Consider the following 20,400-nt stretch of genomic DNA (forward strand, 5'->3'; position numbering starts at 1 on the left):
CGAGACCGTCGGCGTCGGCATTCATCGGATCGTCACATCACCGACCCGGGAACTTAGCTCAGATCGGCGTTAAAATGAGCCTTTCCTGCCCCGACCCGCGAAAGGAGATTCCGACGCACACGCCGGCCCCCTACAACGCTCCCTACGTCTCCCTTTCCCAGCAGGTCGGAGACGCTCCGCCGCTCGACCGTGCCACCGTCCGCGGCCCCGCGAGGCACGAGGAAGTGGTGTGGTTCGAGGATCGCTACGCCATCCCGATCACCACCACGACGCCCGACGAGGCTCGGATCGAGGACGTACTGCTCCTGCGCCGCGTCCTCGACCGGGCGCACATCGACTACCTGCTCGTCCGCGACGACAGCGACCGCCCGATCCTGGCGATCGACCGTGCCGATCAGAAGAGATTGCGTGCCGCGCTCGCCGAGGGATGCGCCGACGAGCCGTTCTACTCGAAGGCTGTCGGCTCCAAGCGACGCCCGGTTCCGGTGTCGGACGGACGTCTCTCACGCGACAGGAAGGACCGCGTGTTCCGGCTGTTCCGCCCGCGCGTCGAACTGACCAGCGGGATGCGGTACGGCGCGTCGAACGGAGTCGACATCGAACTGTGGACCTACACCGACGACGAGGTGATCATGCCTCGCCCGAACGCCCTCACCCGCACGATCGCCCTGCGCGACGAGATGCGCCGGACGACGGTCGAGCGGTACGGACAGCTGTGGCCCACGATCGAGGGCATGTTCGACCGCCACCCCGGCGACATCCCGTTCGAGATCGACCTCGTGTTCTCGTGGGTGGACGGGTCGTCGAAGTCGTTCCAGGCCAAGCGCGCGAAACTGATGCAGAACTACGTCGTCGGCGAAGGTGACGACTCGCCGGCGCGCTACCGGCAGATCAACGAACTCAAGTACGCCCTGCGTTCGGTCCACATGTACGCGCCGTGGGTGCGGCGGATCTTCGTCGCCACCGACTCGCCGCGACCGGCGTGGCTCGCCGACGATCCGCGTGTGACGTTCGTGCGGAGCGAGGAGTTCTTCGCCGACCCGTCGGCGCTGCCCACCTACAACTCGATGGCGGTCGAGTCGCAACTGCACCACATCCCGGGGCTGTCCGAGCACTTCCTGTACTCGAACGACGACATGTTCTTCGGTCGCCGGGTGAGCCCGAGCCTGTTCTTCTCCGGCGGGGGTGTCAGCAAGTTCATCGAGTGCGACGTGCGGATCGGGCTGGGTCGGAACGACCCGTCGCGCAGCGGATTCGAGAACTCCGCCCGCATGAACCGCAAGCTCCTGCAGGATCGCTTCGGGGTCACCATCACTCGGCACCTCGAACACACCCCGGTCCCGTTGCGCAGGTCGATCATGGCGGAGATGGAACGCGAGTTCGGGGACGAGTTCGCTGCGACGGCGGCGAGCCCGTTCCGGGCGGCCGACAACATCTCGGTGACGAACTCCTTCTACCACTACTACACGCTGCTGACCGGCCGCGCGGTGCAGCAGACCACGGCGAAGGTGGAGTACGTCGACACCACTGTGAAGTCCGGTCTGCGACATCTGGACACGATCCTGGCGCGCCGCAATCTCGACCTGTTCTGCCTCAACGACGGCAGCACGCCCGAGGTCGACCTGGAGCTGCGCACCGCGAAGGTCACGCAGTTCCTGGAGCGGTACTACCCGATCCCGGCACCCTGGGAGACCGGCCACCCGGGCCGACCGGACGTCGGTTAGATCCGAACGGTGAGGTCGGGGTTCTCGGGGATGCGGATGCCGGCTTCGGCCAGACGCCGCGCCGCGTCCTCGGCCGTGTGGGGCTGCCCGGCGGTGGCGTAACTTCCGCTGGGCACCACGGAGTGCACGATCGTGTCGGGATAGACGTGCACGAGGTTGAAACCCTGCGCGCCGTCGTGCCCGCGCTGCGAACCGACCGGGACGTTCAGGTCCTGCGTGTAGCAGGTCGACGAAGCTACGGACACCGGGATGCCCGCGAACGTGGCCGAGGTCGAGTAGTGCAGGTGACCGCCGAGGATGGCGCGGACATCGGTGCCGCGCAGCACTTCGGCGAGACCGGCCTGGTCGCGCAGTTCGACGAGGACAGCCATGTCGAACACGCTCGGCACGGGCGGATGATGCAGTGCGAGAACGGTACCGAACGGGACGGGTGTCGAGAGTTCGTCGGCGAGCCAGGCGAGCTGGTCGTCGGTCACCTCACCGTGGTGATGGCCCGGGACCGAGGTGTCGAGGCTGACGATCCGAAGTCCGCCCACGGTGTGGACGGCGTCGATCGGTGCGCCGAGAGGCGCTTCGTCGAGCAGCTCTTCACGGAAGGTCGCGCGGTCGTCGTGGTTGCCCATCGCCCACACGATCGCGGCGTCGAGCGCTGCGGCCAGTGGTTCGACGAGTCCGCGGAGCTTGCGGTAGGCGTCGGGCTGGCCGCGATCGGCGAGGTCGCCGGTGAACACCAGGGCGTCGGGTCGGACCCGGGAGGCACGGATGTCGTCGAGGATCAGGCCGAGGCGGGTGTCGGCGTCGACGGTGCCGTAGAGGAGTTCGTCTCCACCGACGAGGTGTGTATCGGTGAGATGAAGGAGGGTGTGCGAAGGTCTGGGGTATTCGGCAATTCGTTCAGGGGCCGGAGAACTGCCCATGATCTCTCACTTCCATTCGCCCGTTTCGGGCACTCGATCGCCATCAACGGTAGCGATTGTGTTTCCACGACTCCATGGCTTCTGGATCACATCGAGACCCAGACCCCGCGGCGAACAGCGTGTCATTGCCTGGTGACCTGCGGAAACGGACAGCCGCTTCAGCCCTGGTGATCTGGCTCACAACAGAGGGTCGTTCACGGACCGGTCGTTGACGCGGTGAACCGGGGCTCGCCCCGCGTGTTACGGCAGCGAACCCCGGTTCGGCGCGCGAACAGGGTCGACGGACGTTCGGCGTCCGACACACGACTGCCGTTCCCTCTCGACGTCCCCACCGGGAGTGCCATGGATTCACCACTACCCATCCCGGCGAGGGGCGTCATGATCCCCAAACATGCAGCCGCCTCCCGCGGTGGAGCAGTGCACCCTCCTCGGGGACATCGTCTTCGAGGAAGCGAGAAACGCGCCGAACCGGGGTTCGCCGCCGCTGTAGCACGCGCGAACCNCTCCCAACAGGAGTTTGTCCCCAACCCCGCGATCGATCCACAGGTGCCCCGGATCGGGAGATCGTCGCGGGTTCGGTGAGTGTCGTACCGCGCAGGATCGTCGTTGTGACTGATCCGAACATCCTCACCAACGCCTCGCTCGCCGTCGCGGGTCTCTCGGACACCGAGATCCGCACTGCCGTTCGCACCGGCTCACTCGTACGGGTCGGACGCGGCTGCTATCTGCACCGCTGTGACGTCGACGCGATCGGACCCGTCGGCGTCCACCGTGTCCGTGCCCGGCATGTCGGAGCGACGCTCGGTCCCGACGAGGCGCTCAGCCACGTGTCGGCGGCGGCACTGCACGGCCTCGAACTGTGGGACGTACCGCTCGACCTCGTCCACATCTCCCGGCCCGCCACGCGGCGCGGTCGTGTCACCTCGCAGATCCACGTGCATCCGACCGAACTCGGCGACGACGTGGTGGTCGTCGACGGAGTAGCCGTCACGTCGATTGCCCGCACCGTCGTCGACCTCGCGCGCACGCTCCCGAAGGAGCAGGCCGTCATCGCAGGCGATTCCGCTCTTCGCCTGTACCCCGGTATGCGTGAACAGGTTTCGCGGGCGCTGGCCGATGCCCGGACCCGCCACGGCCTGGCTCGTGCCCGCACAGTGGTGCCGTTTCTGGACGGTCGCAGCGAGAGTGCGGGCGAATCGCTGTCGCGTCTACGCATTGCGGAAGCAGGACTGCCGCGACCGATCCTCCAGTACGAGATCGTGGGCGGGAACGGGCGGCGCTATCGCGTCGACTTCTTCTGGGAGAACGGCGTCGTCGGCGAGTTCGACGGGCGGATCAAGTATTCCGACCCGCGCGACGTGTTCGACGAGAAGCTCCGGCAGGACGCGATCCGCGACGCGGGCTACGAAGTGGTGCGCTGGACGTGGGCGGAGTTGGAACGGTTCGACGTCGTGACGGAGAGACTCCGGCAGGCTGCGCGTCGCGCCGCGAAGCTGACGCGGTGAACCGGGGTTCGCCCCGCGTGTTGCGGTAGCGAACCCCGGTGCGGCGCGCAAGCAATCACTGCGCCGTGCGGGGCTGAGGAAGGAACGTGCTAACGTCCCGCCGGCAGAAACGGATCGGGGGGTCACGTGCGTAGGTGGACGACAGTCGTCACGAAGTCGGTGACGGCAGTTGCAATAACAGTGATTCTTGTTGCGGGATGCAGCCATTCTCCAGGGCCGGCATCGATCGCGGCCGAAGGCGTGTTTCCCACCAACGACACACCGAAAGCGGTCGACCCGGAAGTGCATGCACAAATCACATTCGATCCATGTGCGGACATTCCGGAGGAGGCCTTCCGTGCGGAACGTGTCGACCTCTCCACCGGGCAGAAGTCCGAGCACACCTCCGGTGGTTACACGTCGATCCTGTGCACCTTCGACAGCATTCCCCCGGACAGTAACGATACGGGTTGGTTCGACCTGTACCTGCTGGCGTCGAACAGGACGCTCGACGAAGCCTACAAGCGGGACCCCGAGAACACCACCGAGACAACAGTCAGCGGTCGTCCCGCCCTCGTCAAGTTCGACCCGAACGTAACAAACAGCTGCGAGATATCGATGAGCACCCGATTCGGCCTGATCAGCATCAAGCACCACAACCTCACACGCGAGATGCAGCCGATGACGGACGACGCACGATGCAGCCGGACCAGAAGCTTCGTCGAGCGGATCGAGGATTCGGTGGACCGAGAAGTCGACGCAGGACGAATCATGATGGAGGTCGCCACGACCGTACGTACGCCTCGCGTCGTCGACGATTCGGAACGACCTGACATCACTTTCGATCCGTGCCTGGATGTTCCGATGGAGATACTTCTCGAAAGAGGTTTCGACGACCGTAGCAAGGATCTCACCGATCTTCCCTTCGGCACGTACACATTCATCAGCTGCTCATGGAAGAGCTTCGCCCAGACGACCGACCACAAGGATTCCTACGCGATCACTTTCCTCGCCGGCAATGTCTCCTACGAGGAATATCTCGAGCGCGACCGCGATATCTCCACCGAGATCACGATCAATAGCAGGAGAGCGCTCCTCCAGCATGACCGCAACGATTGCGCGATCATCCTGGACACGAAATTCGGCGTTCTCGTCAGCTCGTGGTTGCACTTCCCCTACGACAACGAACCGATTCCTTCCGAGAAACAGTGCGCTCCCCTGTTCTCCCTCGTTCAGGACATCGAAACACTCGTCGATCTCTGACGCGGTGAACCGGGGCTCGCCCCGCGTGTTGCGGTGGCGAACCCCGGTTCGGCGCGCGAACTACACCGCAGCCGGCTGCTTCACGGGGACTACGACGGGCTCCGGCGCCGTGATCGCGGGGACCGGGCTGCGCACCAGCGCCACGGTCACGTACGCGACCAGCGAGACGAGAAAGCCGATGAAGGTCGTCCAGCCGTCGACGCTCGAGGTGACCAGAGAGTTCGGGATGTACAGCAGGGTGTTGTCGACGCCGTAGATCGTGGGGGTGAGGACGAAGAAGCCGGCGCGCACCGTGATACCGGCGATCGCTGCGGCAGCCACAGCGCGACCGTCACCGCGCGACCAGAACAGTCCGAGGATGAACGGCACTACCAGCGAGGCGAGCAGCAGGTCGAAGGTGAGGGTGAGCAGGATGCCGGTCTGCGGGACCCGCAGCGCGACGAGGGCACCGAAGGCAGCCATCGGCAGCATGAGCAGGCGGGTGGCCTTCATGACGTCCGACGACATCGCGGCGTTCTCGCCGCCTACGCGGAAGACGTTGCGCACCAGAACCGTCGCGGTGGACAGCAGCACACCACTGATCGTGGTCAGCGAAGCCGTCACCAGACCGGAGAGCACAAGGATCGACAACCACTGCGGCGTGTACTCGCCCAGCAGAACGTAGAGGATCGGGGCGTCGGCTGCGCTGTCACCGACGATCGACACGGCAGCAAGGGCCACGAAGGACAGCGGCACACACAGGACGAGAATGCCGGTCGCCGCAGAGAAGCAGGCGCGCTGCGCAGCGACCGGGGACTTGGCGGAGAACACGCGCTGCATCAGGTCGATCGCGACGAGGTTGCCGAGACCGAGAGCGACGATGGTGGCCCAGTTGACCGCGGCCCCCTGCGCCGGATCGGTGAGCTGTCCGAGATCGCCGATGCCGAGGCCGTCCCCGTGGGTGAAGCCGGGTCCGAAGGCCGTCCACACGAGGAGCGAGACGATACCGACGGCCATGATCGCGAACTGGACCATGCCGGTGTAGACGCTGGCGAACATGCCGCCGGCCACCGTGTAGGCGAGCACGAACGGGATGATCACCAGCACCGCCGCCGTGTAGTTCAGGCCGAGGAAGTACTGGAGCAGGTAGCCCAGGGCGACGAGGTTGCCGGCGAGGAGGATGCCGAAGCTGCCGACCGTGAGCACGGACGCGGTGATCTCGGTGCTGCGGCCGAAGCGGCGGGCGAAGAACTCGGGCAGGGTCACGACGCCCGTCGCGCGTAGGCGCTTCGCGAAGAACAGTCCGACGAGCAGCACGCTCGATGCGACACCCAGCGGCATCGCCGCACCCGCCCAGAATCCGAATCCGGCCGCGAGGTCGGCGGAACCGAGGGTCGCGTTGGAATCGATGACCTGCGACATGAGCAGGACGGCAAGGACAGGGGCACCGAGCGAGCGACCTGCGAGAAGAAAGTTCCCGGCCTGTCCGCGGACCTTGCGGGTGGAGTAGAAGCCGGCCCCGAGGAGAACGACGAGGCACACGGCGACACCGATGATGATCATGGCTGCTCCGTATGGAGAGGGTCAGACGGCAGGAGCGCTGCGTTGGGCTTCGCGTCCGAGCGAGTAGAGGGGGCGTGCATTGTCGGGAAGGGTGATCTCGCCCGCGGCGAGCCGCTTGCGGAGATAGGTGAAGCTCTGGGCCGTCTGGGCGAACAGGTGCTCGCCGGCAGTGACTCCGCCGTAGCGCGGTCCGTCGGCGTCGACGAACCTCTCCAGCGGGTCGACCCGGGTGTCGTGATCGACGTTGAAGAACAAGGGGAACGAGTAACGTTCCTCGGCAACCTTACGCACCCGATGTGACGTCGCTGTAAATACTCCGTTGGTCCAGATCTCCAGCAGGTCACCGATATTCAGGACAAAGGCATCCTCGCGGTAGGGCACGTCGATCCAGTCGCCGTCGGCGTTGAGGACCTCGAGTCCCGGCGCCGTGGGGAGCAGAAGAGTGAACACCTCGTAGTCGGTGTGGGCACCGATGCCGGGACGGTCCGAGGCGTCGGGATCGTAGGGATAGTGGATCATTCGAAGCTGAGCAGGCGGCGTGGTCACATAGCGGTCGAACCGATCCGCCGCCTCGCCGAGTGCTTCGGCAAAGGCACGCAACAACACACGTCCCAGAGCGAAGACGGATTCGTAGTACGCATTCACGGGCTCGTCGAAGTCCGGCAGGTCGGGCCACTGGTTCGGGCCGAGCAGCGGGTTGCCGGCGAGATATTCGGGATGATCGGACGGAAGGTCGATCGACAGGTCGAATGCTTCCTTGTGGTCCGGTGTGGCTCCGGCGAACACTTCCTCACCGGGCGGCACGTAGCCGCGGTGGTTGGTGGAATTGCCAATGTACACATCCATTTTCGCGTCGTCGGGAAGAGCGAAGAAGCGTTCGGCCGCGTCCTTCAATCCGTCGACGAGGATGGGGTCGACTCCGTGTCCGACGATCTGCGCGAAGCCGACTTCTCGCGCGGCGCGCCCGAGTTCGGCGACGACGGCGTCGCGTCCGGTTTCGTCGCCGGACACCAGCGCATGCACATCGACGATGGGAATACTCGTGAACGTCATGTGTCACCCCTCGGGGTCGGGTGGACGGAACGCCACCGACGGGTGATGGACGTTCCGTCGAATGTTGTGTCTCGGGTGCGGATCTCGTGACCGAAGACGGGGTGGAGATTGCGCCCGCTTCGGTACGGGAGGGTCGATGCGGAGATGGTCCACCGGCTGTCTTCGATGCGACCCACCGCGATCTCGCAGTCCAGCAACGCTCGGGCATCCGACACCGTCGCTGCGCCGAGGATCTGTTCGACGAGGGGTTCGGATCCGAGCGCGTGATCGCGACTCCGCCCGAATGCGAAGCACTCTCCGACCCGCACGAGCACTGCGGTCGCTCCGGTCTCGACGTCCTCGAGTAGGTACTCCTCGATGTCGGGCGAGACATCCGTGATGCGCCAGTGCTCGGTGTACTCCTCGAACACACCGTGTTCGACGAGGGTGTCGGTGTCGAGGGCCTCCAGGGTGCCGGCGTCGGGTGTCGGTCCGAGCGGGTGGAACGACACGGCCCGTTCCCATTCGACATGGTTGCTGCTGTCGAGCAGTCGGCCGGCGAATCCGTCCTGGCTCGCGAGAGCGACGAGGTCGTCGATCTCCATCTCGGCGAGAGTAGAGGCCGTCACCGTCGGCAGTGTCGCCGGTCGTCGCAGGTCGCAGTACAACCGCTCACCCTGCAGCCACGTGACGCGGGTGGTGGTGTCCGGGATTGCTCCCGGCCGAGCCAACAGTGTTCGCTCGAAACGGGTTCCCACCGGACGGATCCGTTCGGCGGCCGTCATACGCCGTCCGCCTTCCACCGCGCGCGTTCCTGGCCGAAGGCGACGGACTGCGTCGCCTGGAACCCGCTGATCGAAGCAGCGTTGTCCGCGAGGAACTTCCGGTGCTCGGTCAGGGAGAATGTGCCGTCGGTGATCTCCACTCCCCCACCGCGACCCGCAGCGAGATCCGCTCGCAGATCGAGCAGTTCGTCGGGATCGACGGGGTACCACGAGATGCGGTCGAAGAAGCGCAGCAGCCACGGGGTGCCGTCCTCGAACGGGCCGGCCGGCTGCGGGTGCCGGTGGTTCCACACCTGGGTGGTGCGGCCGACGAACTGGTAGCCGCCGGGGCCTTCCATGCCGTAGATGCACAGGTAGGCGCCGCCGATGCCCACGGCGTTCTCGGGGGTCCAGGTGCGCGCGGGGTTGTACTTGGTGGTGACGAGACGGTGCCGCGGGTCGAGCGGCGTCGCGACCGGGGCGCCGAGGTAGACGTCGCCGAGGCCGAGGACCATGTAGTCGGCGGCGAAGACCGTGTCGAAGACGTCGGCGACGGTGTCGAGGCCGTTCATGCGGCGGATGAACTCGATGTTCCACGGGCACCACGGGGCGTCGGAGCGCACGCCGTGCATGTAGCGCTGGATGGCCTCGCGGGTCGCCGGGTCGTCCCAGGACAGCGGGAGTCGTACCTGCCGGCTGGGGACTTCGAGTTCGTCGCTGTCGCCGATGGTGTCCTCGACCTCGCCGAGCAGGCCGAGCAGGGTCGGCACGGGCAGGACGTCGGGGTCGACCTTGACCTGCAGCGACCGGATTCCCGGGGTGAGTTCGAGCAGACCCGCAGGACGGTCGGCCTCGAGGCGCTGGTGCAGCGCGTGCACGCGGGCCCGCAGCGCCAGGTCGAGGGTCATGTCGCCGTACTCGACGAGGACGTTGTCGTCGCCGCTACGGCGGTAGGTGACGGCGGTGTGGCCGTCACGGCGGGTGAGCACTCCGTCGTCACCGTCGCCACCGGCCGAGGTGACCAGCGACAGTCCGGCGCGACGCGCGACGCCGAGTTCGCGGCGGGACGCGGTGTGCTGCGACTTCACGGGCACGAACCGGACCGTGTTGCCGGGAGCGAGTTGGCCGAGCTTCCAACGGTCGGCGGCCACGACGGTCACCGGGCACACGAACCCGCCGAGGCTGGGACCGTCGGGGCCGAGCAGGATCGGGGNCCGGTGAAGTCGAGTGCGCCGACGGAGTAGGCGTTGTCGTGGATGTTCGACGGGTGCAGGCCCGCCTCGCCACCGTCGGTGCGCGCCCATTCGGGCTTGGGGCCGATGAGCCGCACGCCGGTGCGGTCGGAGTTGAAGTGCACCTCGTAGTCGGTGGCGTAGAGGGCATCGATGTCGGCACGGGTGAAGAATTCCGGTGCGCCGTGCGGACCTTCGGTGACCGCGATCTCCCAGCGCGTGCTCAGTGCGGGCACGTGCTCGGACGGGACCGGGGCGCTCGCGCCGGGAGCGTTCTCCCCGACGACGAGGACGTCACCCTCGCGCAGTGTGCACCCCTCGTGACCGCCGAACGTTCCGAGCGTGAAGGTCGCTGCGCTGCCCAGGAATTCGGGAACGTCGAGACCACCGCGAATGAGGACGTAGACGCGCAACCCCGGCCCGGAGACAGCTCCGACGTCGAGCAGGCCGCCCGCCGGGACTGTGACCGGGCGCCACTGCGGGACGGCGGCCCCGTCGACGCGCACGGTGACGGGCGCACCCGTCACACACACCTCGGTTTCCTCCGTGAACCGCAGGGCGGGGCCGGCCATGGCGGTCTCGAGACCGGGGGTGCCCTCGTCGTTGCCGAGCGCGACGTTGCCGAGGCGGAACGACAGGTCGTCCATCGGGCCCGAGGGTGGCACACCGATCTGCCAGTAACCGGTGCGTCCGGGATAGTCCTGGACGGTCGTGAGCATTCCGGGACGTTCGACGGTGATCTTCGTGGTCATGACTACCTCATTCCCCGCGGGTGACGATCATGCGGACCGGCGTGGGGTCGAAGCCGTTGCACGGGTTGTTGATCTGAGGGCAGTTGGAGACGAGGACGAGCACGTCGCGCTCGGCGCGGATTGCGAGTCGCTTGCCGGGTGCGGACAGGCCGTCGACGATGCCGAGGGTGCCGTCGGCCTCGACCGGCACGTTCATGAAGAAGTTGATGTTGGAGACGAGGTCGCGCTTGCCCAGTCCCCACTTGGCGCCTTCGATGAGGAAGTTCTCGACGCAGGCGTGCTGGTGCTTGGTGTGGTGCCCGTAGCGGAGGGTGTTGGACTCCTGCGAGCAGGCACCGCCGACGGTGTCGTGGTTGCCCACCTCGTCGGCGACGAGCGTCATCAGCGGCTCACCGTCGGCGTCGCGTAACACCGAACCGGTGGAGAGGAAGAGGGTCTGCTGGGCGGCCACGGTGGCAGCGGCACTGTAGCGGCGGGTGTGGTCGGCGGCGTCGTAGACGAGGGTGTCGACCGCCTGGTTGCCGTGCAGGTCGACGATGGTGAGTACGTCGCCGGCGGCGACGACGGCCGACCACGGGCCGCGGAGTCCGACGATCTCGTCGAGGACGACGCGACCGGGAACGAGGGCGAGGTCTGCGGTGTCGGCGGTGATGGTCATCGGTGGATCTCCGTTTCGGACGTGGCGGCGGCCCAAGCGTCGTCGGTGTTGAGCACGGCGCGCTGGCACTCGGGGTCGGTGTTCGGCAGCGAGTTCAGTTCGCCGGGTGCTCGCCAGGCGAGGACTTCGAGGCTGCCGGTGGTGAACTCGGGATTCGGATCGAGCGGGTGTGCGGTGTTGGCGATCAGGGCGATCACCGGCAGGTGGATCAGCAGGTCGACGGCGGCACCGGGACCGGCGTTGCCGGTGCTGACGAGGCTGCCGTCCTCCTCGACGCGGACACCGTGGAAGAAGGACAGTGAGGGCGGCAGGTCGCGCGGTTGCAGGTCGTGCTTGGCGGCGGCGACGGTGAACAGTTCGCGACCCGCAGGAGAGCTCGAATGGAGCGATCCCTCACCGTATTTCGCAGTGTTCCCCGCGACGTGGGTGGTGCCGCACAGCGCGTCGTGGCGTCCGGAGGTGTCGGCGACGATCGTGGCGAGGACGCGGCCCTGATCGGAGAGCAGTGGGTGCCCGACACCGAGATAGGCCTGCCACGGCACCTTCACCGTGTCGGCGACGTTGAGCCGTTCGTGCGGGGCGTCGGCGCGGAACAGGAGGATGTTGGCGCAGGCGGTGCCGTGGACGTCCCGCAGGCGCAGGCGGGTGCCGCGGGCGAGGACCTTGCTGGTGTAGCGGCCACCGGGGACGGTCTCGGCCCAGGTCATCGACGCTGCGCGACCGCTGGGCGGAGCCGGCCACGACGATGCCGGGACGATCGGCATGGCGTCGGTGACGGTTCCTGCCTGCGCTCGGGCATGGGCACGAGCAGCGTGCGTGGTGGCGGTCGCGAGGGTCTCGGTCATGGTGCTCCGATCGGCGGTCCGGGGAAACTGTCGATCGACAGTTTTCCCATCGCGCATCTTCGGGGAATGTCCATGGCGTAACGAGTCCGTGACGCGTGTTTCGTACGTGTGACGAAAACTTCACGCACGAAGACGGTGGCGCTGCAGCACCTTTCGTCGTGTCACAGTGGAGGCGTGACCCATGCAGGACCAGGACGCCCCCGCCTCCACGCCCCGCGACGGCCCGGGCCGACCGCGCGTGCCGAGATCCTCGACGCCGCCGCGGAGCTGTTCACCACCCGCGGGTTCTCCCCCACATCGACACGCACGATCGCCGAGGCCGTGGGGATCCGGCAGGCATCGCTGTACAACCACTTCGCGACGAAGAACGACATCCTCGTCGCGTTGCTCGAGGACACCGTCGAACCGACCCTCGACTTCGACGACAATCTCGATCCCGCGCTGCCGCCCGAGGTGCGCCTGTGCACACTCGCCTGGTTCGACACGGCTCAGTTGTCCGCGGGCAGATGGAATCTCGGTGCGCTCTACCATCTTCCGGAGGTTCGCACCGAACCGTTCGATCGGTTCCGGGAGGAACGTCGGCACCTGATGGAGCGCTACCGGACCCTGGCGGCGCAGATCGTGGGCGACGGCGATCCTCGCACCCATCTGCCGTTCCGGGTCGTCGAATCGGTCATCGGCATGCGAGCCGACGACGGCGACGTCGACGCCGGGCTCCCCGAAGCGCTGGCGACGGCATCGCTGACGGTGCTCGGTGTCAGCGACCTTGCGGCAGTGACGAGCGCGGCCCGGGCACTCGTGGTGGGGGTTCCCGGCTACCTGCTGGGCTCGATGAACCCGCCGGCTCGGCCACCCGCGTGAAACGCAGGGCGGGATCGTCGACCGGTTCGCGGCGCAGCCGTCTGCGGTCGAGATAGTAGTTCTGCTCCATCGACCACGGGCCGCCTTCCCCGGATGTGGGGAACACGTCGGCCGAGCGCCGGAGATAGTTCGACGTGAGGTCCCAGAACGGCCCTCCGCCGACGGCCGGATCGTCGCAGATCGGGGTGACGACGTCGTAGCCCTGGTCGTCCATGTGGTCGAGCAACCGGCACAGATGATGGCCGGTGAGGTCGACCTTGAGGGTCCACGACGAGTTGGTGTAGCCGAACGCGAAGGCGAAGTTCGGCACGCCGGTGAGCATCGTCGCCTTGTAGGTGACGCATTCGTGCCAGTCGACCGGGACGCCGTCGACGTCGACTTCGATCCTCCCGAACGGCACCAGTTTCAGGCCGGTCGCGGTGACGATGACGTCGGCCTCGATCTCGCCCCCCGATTCGAGGGCGATCCCCGTGGGCGTGAACCGGGCGATCCGATCGGTGACCACCGACGCTTCGCCGGTGGCGATGGCGTCGAAGAGGTCACCGTCGGTCGCGACGCACAGGCGCTGATCCCACGGGTCGTAGGACGGGTTGAAGTGCACGTCGACGGGATAGTCGTCGGGCAGCACGCTCGTCATCCGAAGGCGCAGGAGACGGCGGAAAAGGTTCGGCGCCCGGCGACTCGTCCGGTACATCTCGTGCAGCATCCGGATGCTCAGGGAACGGACGGCGCGGTCGGCCGCCGCTGTCGGGAGTGCACGTCGCAGCGCGTTGGCGACCTTGTTCTCCTTCGGCCACCCCAGGACGTAGGACGGAGAGCGCTGCAGCATCGTCACGTGCTCGGCGACGCCGGCCAGGGCGGGAATGAGCGTCACCGCGGTGGCGCCACTGCCGATGACGACGACGCGTTTGCCCGCACAGTCGAGAGCCTCGGGCCAGTGCTGGGGATGGACGATCGTGCCGCGGAAGTCGTCGCTGCCCTCGAACTCCGGGCTGTACCCCTCGTCGTAGTCGTAGTAGCCGGTCGCGGAGAAGAAGAACGAGCAGGTCACCGTAAGCATGGTGTCGTCGCTCGTGCGCAGGAGCGTGACCGTCCACCTGCCGGTATCGGACGAGAAGGACGCGCCGACGACGCGGTGCCCGAGGTGCAGGTAGGGACGGAGTCCGTGTTCGTCCACCGTCTCGTGGAGATAGCCGAGGATCTCGCCGCCTCCGGCGTACGCATGCTTCTTCCGCCACGGCTTGAACTCGTACCCGAGGGTGTGGAGGTCGGAGTCGGAGCGCACGCCGGGATATCGGAACAGGTCCCACGTGCCACCGAGCGCGTCACGCGCCTCGACGATCGCGAAGCTCGTCCCCGGTCTCTTCGTCTTCAGGTGGTAGGCCGTGCCGATGCCGGAGATACCGGCACCGACGATCAGGACATCCACCTCGGCGGGCACGCACCCGCCGGGTTCGACTGCGGTCATGTTCGCTCGACTCCGTCCTTCGGCGGGGTTCGTTCGATGCGCGGAGCTATCGCGGTCGATCACTCCCGGGGGATGTCGCCCGGCGTGCGGTCGGCACCTTCGAGCACGTTCACCTCGTGCTTGTCGCTACCCGGACCCACGTGCGCCTCGGCACGCATCCGCTCGACCATGTCGGGATAGTGCAGCTCGAAGGCGGGACGCTCCGAGCGGATCCGCGGCAGCTCGTAGAAGTTGTGCCGCGGCGGCGGGCAGGTCGTCGCCCATTCGAGCGAGTTGCCGTAACCCCACGGGTCGTCGACCGTGACGACCTGGCCGTAGCGGTAGCTCTTGAAGACGTTCCACAGGAACGGCAGCGTCGACGCGCCCACGACGAAGGCCCCGATCGTCGAGATGGTGTTCAGGGTGGTGAACCCGTCGGAGGGCAGGTAGTCGGCGTAGCGACGCGGCATGCCCTCGTTACCGAGCCAGTGCTGCACCAGGAAGGTGGTGTGGAAACCGATGAAGGTCAGCCAGAAGTGCCAGCGGCCGAGCTGCTCGTCCATCATCCTGCCGGTCATCTTCGGGAACCAGAAGTAGATGCCGGCGTAGGTCGCGANCGCGATGGAGAGCGCGGCGATGGCAATGGTCGCGTACACGAGGCCGCTGTATCCGAAGATCGGCTTGCGGGAGAAGACCGGGAAGATCTCCGAGACGATGCCGAAGAACGGCAGCGCGATGACGTACACCTCGGGGTGACCGAAGAACCAGAACAGGTGCTGGAAGAGCAGCACACCGCCGGTCGCGGGGTCGTAGATGTTGCCGCCGATCACCCGATCGACGAAGGCACCCATGAAGGCCGCGGCGAGCAGCGGGAAGACGAGGAGCACGAGGATCATCGTGATGAAGATGTTCCAGGTGAAGATCGGCATTCGGAACATGGTCATGCCGGGCGCGCGCATGCACACCACGGTGGTGATCATGTTGACGCCGCCGAGGATGGTACCGAGACCCATGACGATCAGGCCGAGGAACCACAGATTGCCGCCGATCCCCGGCGAATGGATCTCGTCGGCGAGCGGCATGTAGGACGTCCAGCCGAAATCGGCAGCGCCGCCGGGCGTGATGAATCCGAAGGCGACCGTGAGTGCGCCGAAGAGGAAGAGCCAGTAGCTGAAGGCGTTCAGGCGCGGGAAGGCGACGTCGGGGGCACCGATCTGCAGCGGCAGGATGTAGTTCGCGAAACCGAAGACGACCGGCGTGGCGTACATCAGCAGCATGATGCCGCCGTGGTTGGTGAACAGCTGGTTGTACTGCTCGTTCGACAGGAACTGCAGCCCGGGCACCGCGAGCTCCGCGCGCATCAGCAGGGCGAGCAGACCACCGAACAGGAAGAACGCGAACGAGGTGAAGATGTACATCAGCCCGAGCGTCTTCGGGTCCGTGGTGGTGATCAGGTCATGGAGGACCGCCCCCTTGGACTTCGCTCGCGGTGGATAGGGCCGCGTGGGCTTGACGGGAGCGACAACCGCGTTCATCGGGCCTCCTCGAGCCGCCGTGAGGCGGCAACGGTGCGGCGCGGACGGGATCGACGGCGCACGGCGATCACCACCCGCGATGCTGCAGGTGAACTCAGAGTAGGCGTTCCACCTCACACGCGCACCGGGTTCGCGGACCGAATTGTGACGCGACGACGAGCGACCCGAACGACTCGTGTACGGCGAAGAGAACGTGTTCTCCATATATCCGAGGTAGCCATGGCAGAGACCGTCCAGCAGGCACTCCGTGACCTGTTCGAGAACAACACCGCGGCCGTCGTCCACGCGATCGCCGGGGCCGGGCTCGCGGGCTTCCCGCTCGTCGGCCTCAACAACACCCGACGCGGTGAGGGTCTGGCACGCGACATCCTGCGTGCGGACTGCCAGATCCTGCTGACCGATGCCGAGCACGCCCCTCTGCTGGACGGCCTGGATCTCGGCGACGTCGCCGTCTTCGACGTCGCGAGCCCCGAGTGGCGGGNTTCATGTTGATCTTCACCTCGGGGACGAGCGACGATCCGAAGCCGGTGATGCTCGCCCACATGATGGTGTTGTTCTCGGGCAGCACGCTCGTCCCGCAGTTCTCGATCACGAGCGACGACGTAATCTACCTGTCGATGCCGTTGTTCCACTCCAACGCGATCCTCGCCGGGTGGCCTACAAGGACGCGGACGGCTGGATCTACCTCGCCGGTCGCACGGCCGACTGGATGCGCGTGGACGGTGAGAACCTCGCCGCCGCCCCTATCATGACCGCGATCGTGCTGCGCGACGAGACGTCGCTCGTACCCGAGGAATTCGAGAAGGAAGGCCCCACAGCGGGCGACGGCGTGCTGTGGGTCCGCGAGAACGAGAAGTACGTCGTGGCCTGACGTTGAGGAGCGCGAAACGGTCTTCGGCGCGGGATGTTTCGCGCTCCTATGACCGTTTCGCGCTCTGCTGTGTCAGTGCCCGTCGAAGCCGGGCAGTCGCGCCGGCTCCTCGACCACCGAGTACTCGCTCGCGTCGCCCTGCACGACCCTGCTGCGCGAGCCGTCGACGCCGACGGGGATGTCGCCGGCGAGGGTGATGCGATGCAGGCGGCGGGTGTGGTCGCCGAAGTCGGCGATGCCGTAGTGCTGCGTGGCGCGGTTGTCCCAGATCGCGACGTCGCCACTCTCCCACGACCAGCGGAACGTGTTCTCCAGCTTCGTGATCCGACTCTGCAGCAGCTGGAGCAGCGCGGCGGTCTCCGACGGCTCGAGACCGACGAACTCCTTGACGAAGTGACCGAGCAACAGGGTGCGCTCACCCGTCTCGGGATGGACCCGCACCACCGGGTGGATCGTTTCGTAGGTGTTGCGGCGGAACTCGTCCTGGTAGCGGCGTCGCTCCTCGGTCAGCGCCGGATCGGAGCTGCCCGCGTCGAGCTTCTCGGCGTAGTCGTAGAGATTGGTGTGCAGGGCCCACAGGTTGTCGACGAGCGCCTTCAGCGCATCCGGCAACTGCTCGTAGGCCGCGGTCGTGGAGGCCCACGTCGTCGCACCGCCGTACGGCGGCAGGGTCACCGCCCGCAGGATCGACGCCTTCGGAATGCGGTCGACGAAACTGACGTCGGTGTGCCAGCTGTTCGCAGCACCCTCGATGGGCAACAGCCGCTTACCCTTCGAGTGGACCGTGGGGTGCGACTGGGTCTGCGTGCCGAGCAGGCCGGCGAAGGCCCACTGCTCCTCGTCGTCGAGGTGATGCTGGTCGCGGAAGACGATCGCCTTGTGCACGGCGAGTGCGTAGCGGATGGCCTCGACGGTCTCGGACGCCAACGAGCCGGACAACCGCACCCCGTCGATCCGCGCACCGATATGCTCCCCCAGCTTGGTGACGACGATGCCCCCGGCGGTGTAGACGGATTCGGCGGTGGTCGTATCGCGATCGAGTTCGGTGATGGTCATGCGATCTCTCCTTCGATGATCTGAACCTGGCGTTGTCGCTTGCGCCGATTCAGTTCACCGCCATCCGTCGGCAGAGTCGACGGTTGTGGTCAGCGAGATCGAAACGAGCCGAGCTCGCTTACGGGAGATCGAAACGAGCCGAAGCCGCTATCGGGAGTGCGTTCTCACTCGAGGATCTCGCTCCGCCAGAAGGTGTCGCCGTCGGGGACGGTCTCGTGGTCGTCGAAGAAGGTGACGAGCGCCTGTGCGGCTGCCGCGGCGTCGGGGAAACGACGCCCCTCCATCGGTCCCCGGTTGATCTCGAGCGTCCCGGACACCGGATCGACGCGCCCCTGCACGCGGTATCCCCCGATATCGGCGACCACCGCGAGCCGTCCGTCGTCGGTGTCGGGTTCGGCGACCACCGGTGTGGCCGGACGTGCTACGCGGACGGCCGCTGCCGGCACCGGCGCCGCGTCGTGGTCGGGATCCTTGACCGCGTCGAGACCGAGCAGATCCCAATGATCTTGACCGTGAACGACATTGCTGCGCTGAATCGGGTGGCTGCCGGTCGGTGTCCGGCCGGGGCGGTCGGCGAGCCAGAGCGCGACCTCCTCCTCGATTCCCCCTTCGATGTCGTCCGCGTCCACCACATAGAACTCCGGTAGCTCGGGTGCGAGATCGACGAACACCCAGTACGACACGCCCGCACCGTCGGCGGCGGGAACTCCGTCGCGGCGTCGCGCGAGCCACGGATCGCTCGCCGTCGAGCACACCCGCACCACACGTTCGGATCCGTCCGCGCCCTGTACGCGGACGTCCCGCTGTCCAGGGATCGGCTCGGCCCGGCCGCCTCGCGCCAGAACCTCGGCCACGAAGGCCGCGACTCCCTGTCGAACGATGTCCCCCATATCGACTCCTCTTCTCGGTGCGCACATCGAGCAGTGAATCGGGATCGACGCGCGATGTGCCCACGTCCTGCGCGGTCTCATCGAGACCGGAGGTCTGGTGCGACCATACGTGGCTACGAGCAGAAGAAGAACTGCATGTGACCGATCACCGGAAAGCATCACCCTTCGTGGTGAGCGCCTTGACCCGTTCGACGATGCGGTCCTGAAGTTTGGACGGGGTGCGCCAGCGCATCGCGAGTTTGTCGTAGTCCATGGCGTGCTCGGCGATGATGTCCTTGAGTTGTTCGACCCCGAGGGTCGACAGCCTCTCCCGCAGAGTCGCCTCGCCGCTCTCGCGGAACACCACGAACGGGTCGAAGGCCCCGGGTGCGCGACGACTGCGACGCGCAGACGTTCGGGCCGCGGCCGGGCGCGTAGCAGGAGCGGGAGCAGGGGTCGGGGCGCTTGCGTCCGCGGTAACCGAGAGCGCTCCCGCGAGTGCCCTCGCGAACCGCGGCGTGCGTGCCGCCTCATCGGCGATCACCTGGACGAGAGCGACGAGCGCGCCGGCCGTGCCGGGTGCCGCCTCGTCGAGACGGAGCAACGCCGAACCCGCCTCGCCGATGCGCACCCGCAGACGCGCCTGTGCCATGTCGGTATCGGGGTCGGGATTCGTCACAGGTACACCTGCGCATTCATCATGATCGTCTCGGTGAGGATTCGCAGTGCGTCGTACTGGCCGGTGTTGCCGTACTTTCGCTTGAGCGTGCCGTAGGGCACGAACTCGGCGGACGCCGCGATCTGATTGGCCTCGGGCACCCAGGCGGGAACGACGCTCGCAATCCGGGGGTCGCGCTGGAGCTGTTCGATGATCGTGCGGTGCAGATTCGAGGCACTGCGGTACTTCGTGATGACGAGACCGATCTCCCGCACGGTGTGCCCGGTCCGTGTCGCGAATTCCTGGATCTTCGTCTGCAGCGGCGGAATTCCGTAGGTGGACAGGATGTCGGGAATCGTCGGGATGAGATAGCCGTCGGCGAGACGCAATCCGTTGAGGGTGAGGATCCCGAGATTCGGCGGGCAGTCGATCAGGATGTAGTCGTACCGGTCGGCGATGGGCCGGACAGCGGAGAGCAGCACCTCGACGGGACGGTGCGAGCCGGGATCGGCGTACTGCTGGTGGGTGAGCCCCTCCTGGATGTCCATGAGATCCAGCGACGACGCGAGCAGGTCGAGATCACGGACCGCTCGCACGGGCGAGACGTTCTTCTGGACGGCCTTCTCGATGTCGAACGCGTCGGCGTGGGGCGTGATCGCCTTACGGAAGAGCGTCGCGAGGGTCAGACCGAGTTCGTTCAGTTCCTGCCAGCGTTCCTCCCCCACCATCATCGTGGTGAGGTTGGTCTGCGGGTCGAGATCGATCATCAGCACCCGCTGCCCGAACTCCGCCGCCATGAACTCGCCCAGAGCGGCCGTCGTCGTGGTCTTGCCGACGCCACCTTTCAGGTTGATCGTCGCGATTACCCGTGCCACCCCACACCTCTTCGG

Annotated in this window: 17 protein-coding genes and 4 pseudogenes; 6 read left to right on the forward strand and 15 right to left on the reverse strand. The window is 66.7% G+C overall.

Annotated elements, in window-relative coordinates; all coding sequences use genetic code 11:
- The first annotated feature begins 227 nt into the window (after positions 1-227).
- A complete protein-coding gene (locus QR64_RS16225; protein WP_039586404.1) occupies positions 228-1,724 on the forward strand; it encodes a stealth family protein in 1,497 nt (498 codons plus the stop codon).
- On the opposite strand, the gene QR64_RS16230 is transcribed toward QR64_RS16225, so the two are convergent.
- The gene (locus QR64_RS16230; RefSeq protein ID WP_019288141.1) at positions 1,721-2,641 is read right to left on the reverse strand and encodes a phosphodiesterase; all 921 of its coding nucleotides are present in this window, start codon (positions 2,639-2,641) and stop codon (positions 1,721-1,723) included. The genes QR64_RS16225 and QR64_RS16230 overlap by 4 nt on opposite strands.
- A 608-nt stretch (positions 2,642-3,249) precedes the next feature.
- Between QR64_RS16230 and QR64_RS16235 the strand changes: the two genes are divergently transcribed.
- Both QR64_RS16235 and QR64_RS16240 read left to right on the forward strand, forming a co-directional pair.
- The gene (locus tag QR64_RS16235) at positions 3,250-4,146 is read left to right on the forward strand and encodes a type IV toxin-antitoxin system AbiEi family antitoxin domain-containing protein (RefSeq protein ID WP_039586226.1); all 897 of its coding nucleotides are present in this window, start codon (positions 3,250-3,252) and stop codon (positions 4,144-4,146) included.
- A 159-nt stretch (positions 4,147-4,305) separates the two neighbouring features.
- On the forward strand, positions 4,306-5,388 hold the full coding sequence (locus QR64_RS16240) for a DUF3558 domain-containing protein (RefSeq protein WP_229567629.1): 1,083 nt from the start codon (positions 4,306-4,308) through the stop codon (positions 5,386-5,388).
- A 60-nt stretch (positions 5,389-5,448) separates the two neighbouring features.
- Here QR64_RS16240 and QR64_RS16245 read toward each other — a convergent pair whose 3' ends face one another.
- From QR64_RS16245 to QR64_RS16270, 7 genes and pseudogenes are all read right to left on the reverse strand, one after another.
- Positions 5,449-6,930, reverse strand: coding sequence for a sodium:solute symporter family protein (locus tag QR64_RS16245; protein ID WP_039586228.1), 1,482 nt, complete (start codon positions 6,928-6,930; stop codon positions 5,449-5,451).
- Between the two features lie 21 nt (positions 6,931-6,951).
- The gene (locus QR64_RS16250; protein WP_039586230.1) at positions 6,952-7,983 is read right to left on the reverse strand and encodes an isopenicillin N synthase family dioxygenase; all 1,032 of its coding nucleotides are present in this window, start codon (positions 7,981-7,983) and stop codon (positions 6,952-6,954) included.
- Positions 7,980-8,747, reverse strand: a complete 768-nt coding sequence (locus QR64_RS16255; protein WP_039586232.1) for a hypothetical protein — start codon at positions 8,745-8,747, stop codon at positions 7,980-7,982. The genes QR64_RS16250 and QR64_RS16255 overlap by 4 nt, the downstream gene beginning before the upstream one ends.
- On the reverse strand, positions 8,744-9,939 hold a 1,196-nt coding region (locus QR64_RS28055; protein WP_235367185.1), incomplete at its 5' end, for a carboxyltransferase domain-containing protein. The genes QR64_RS16255 and QR64_RS28055, both read right to left, overlap by 4 nt.
- A 1-nt stretch (position 9,940) precedes the next feature.
- Positions 9,941-10,710, reverse strand: a pseudogene (locus QR64_RS28060) (urea amidolyase); the annotation flags it as partial.
- A 7-nt stretch (positions 10,711-10,717) separates the two neighbouring features.
- Complete coding sequence (locus QR64_RS16265) at positions 10,718-11,368, reverse strand: urea amidolyase associated protein UAAP2 (RefSeq protein ID WP_039586234.1); 651 nt, start codon at positions 11,366-11,368, stop codon at positions 10,718-10,720.
- A complete protein-coding gene (locus QR64_RS16270) occupies positions 11,365-12,213 on the reverse strand; it encodes an urea amidolyase associated protein UAAP1 (RefSeq protein WP_024103516.1) in 849 nt (282 codons plus the stop codon). The genes QR64_RS16265 and QR64_RS16270 overlap by 4 nt, the downstream gene beginning before the upstream one ends.
- A 174-nt stretch (positions 12,214-12,387) precedes the next feature.
- Here QR64_RS16270 and QR64_RS26000 point away from each other — a divergent pair, with 174 nt between their 5' ends.
- The gene (locus QR64_RS26000) at positions 12,388-13,074 is read left to right on the forward strand and encodes a TetR/AcrR family transcriptional regulator (protein ID WP_071934601.1); all 687 of its coding nucleotides are present in this window, start codon (positions 12,388-12,390) and stop codon (positions 13,072-13,074) included.
- Here the strand turns inward: QR64_RS26000 and QR64_RS16280 are convergent.
- The 3 genes and pseudogenes from QR64_RS16280 to QR64_RS28070 all read right to left on the reverse strand — a co-directional run.
- Complete coding sequence (locus QR64_RS16280) at positions 12,971-14,542, reverse strand: flavin-containing monooxygenase (protein WP_039586237.1); 1,572 nt, start codon at positions 14,540-14,542, stop codon at positions 12,971-12,973. The two genes, QR64_RS26000 and QR64_RS16280, sit on opposite strands and share 104 nt — an antisense overlap.
- Positions 14,543-14,601: 59 nt before the next feature.
- The coding region (locus QR64_RS28065; RefSeq protein ID WP_235367186.1) for a cbb3-type cytochrome c oxidase subunit I at positions 14,602-15,137 on the reverse strand (536 nt) is incomplete at its 5' end.
- A gap of 1 nt (position 15,138) precedes the next feature.
- Positions 15,139-16,056, reverse strand: a pseudogene (locus QR64_RS28070) (cbb3-type cytochrome c oxidase subunit I); the annotation flags it as partial.
- Between the two features lie 264 nt (positions 16,057-16,320).
- Here QR64_RS28070 and QR64_RS28075 point away from each other — a divergent pair.
- Positions 16,321-16,537 (forward strand): annotated as a pseudogene (locus QR64_RS28075) (acyl-CoA synthetase); the annotation flags it as partial.
- A gap of 1 nt (position 16,538) precedes the next feature.
- Positions 16,539-16,927 (forward strand): annotated as a pseudogene (locus tag QR64_RS28710) (AMP-binding protein); the annotation flags it as partial.
- A 72-nt stretch (positions 16,928-16,999) separates the two neighbouring features.
- Here the strand turns inward: QR64_RS28710 and QR64_RS16300 are convergent.
- The 4 genes from QR64_RS16300 to QR64_RS16315 form a co-directional block, all read right to left on the reverse strand.
- Positions 17,000-17,983 carry a TauD/TfdA dioxygenase family protein gene (locus QR64_RS16300; RefSeq protein ID WP_019288129.1) on the reverse strand — a complete coding sequence of 328 codons (984 nt, stop codon included), beginning with the start codon at positions 17,981-17,983 and terminating at the stop codon, positions 17,000-17,002.
- A 164-nt stretch (positions 17,984-18,147) separates the two neighbouring features.
- Entirely contained in the window at positions 18,148-18,873 is a 726-nt protein-coding gene (locus tag QR64_RS16305) for a hypothetical protein (protein WP_039586241.1), read from the reverse strand.
- A gap of 145 nt (positions 18,874-19,018) precedes the next feature.
- Positions 19,019-19,531, reverse strand: a complete 513-nt coding sequence (locus tag QR64_RS16310; RefSeq protein WP_039586242.1) for a hypothetical protein — start codon at positions 19,529-19,531, stop codon at positions 19,019-19,021.
- On the reverse strand, positions 19,528-20,385 hold the full coding sequence (locus tag QR64_RS16315) for a ParA family protein (protein ID WP_006553961.1): 858 nt from the start codon (positions 20,383-20,385) through the stop codon (positions 19,528-19,530). The genes QR64_RS16310 and QR64_RS16315 overlap by 4 nt, the downstream gene beginning before the upstream one ends.
- Positions 20,386-20,400: the final 15 nt, after the last annotated feature.

It is taken from the genome of Rhodococcus sp. Chr-9 (assembly GCF_000801125.1).
Taxonomy (GTDB): Bacteria; Actinomycetota; Actinomycetes; order Mycobacteriales; family Mycobacteriaceae; genus Rhodococcus; species Rhodococcus pyridinivorans.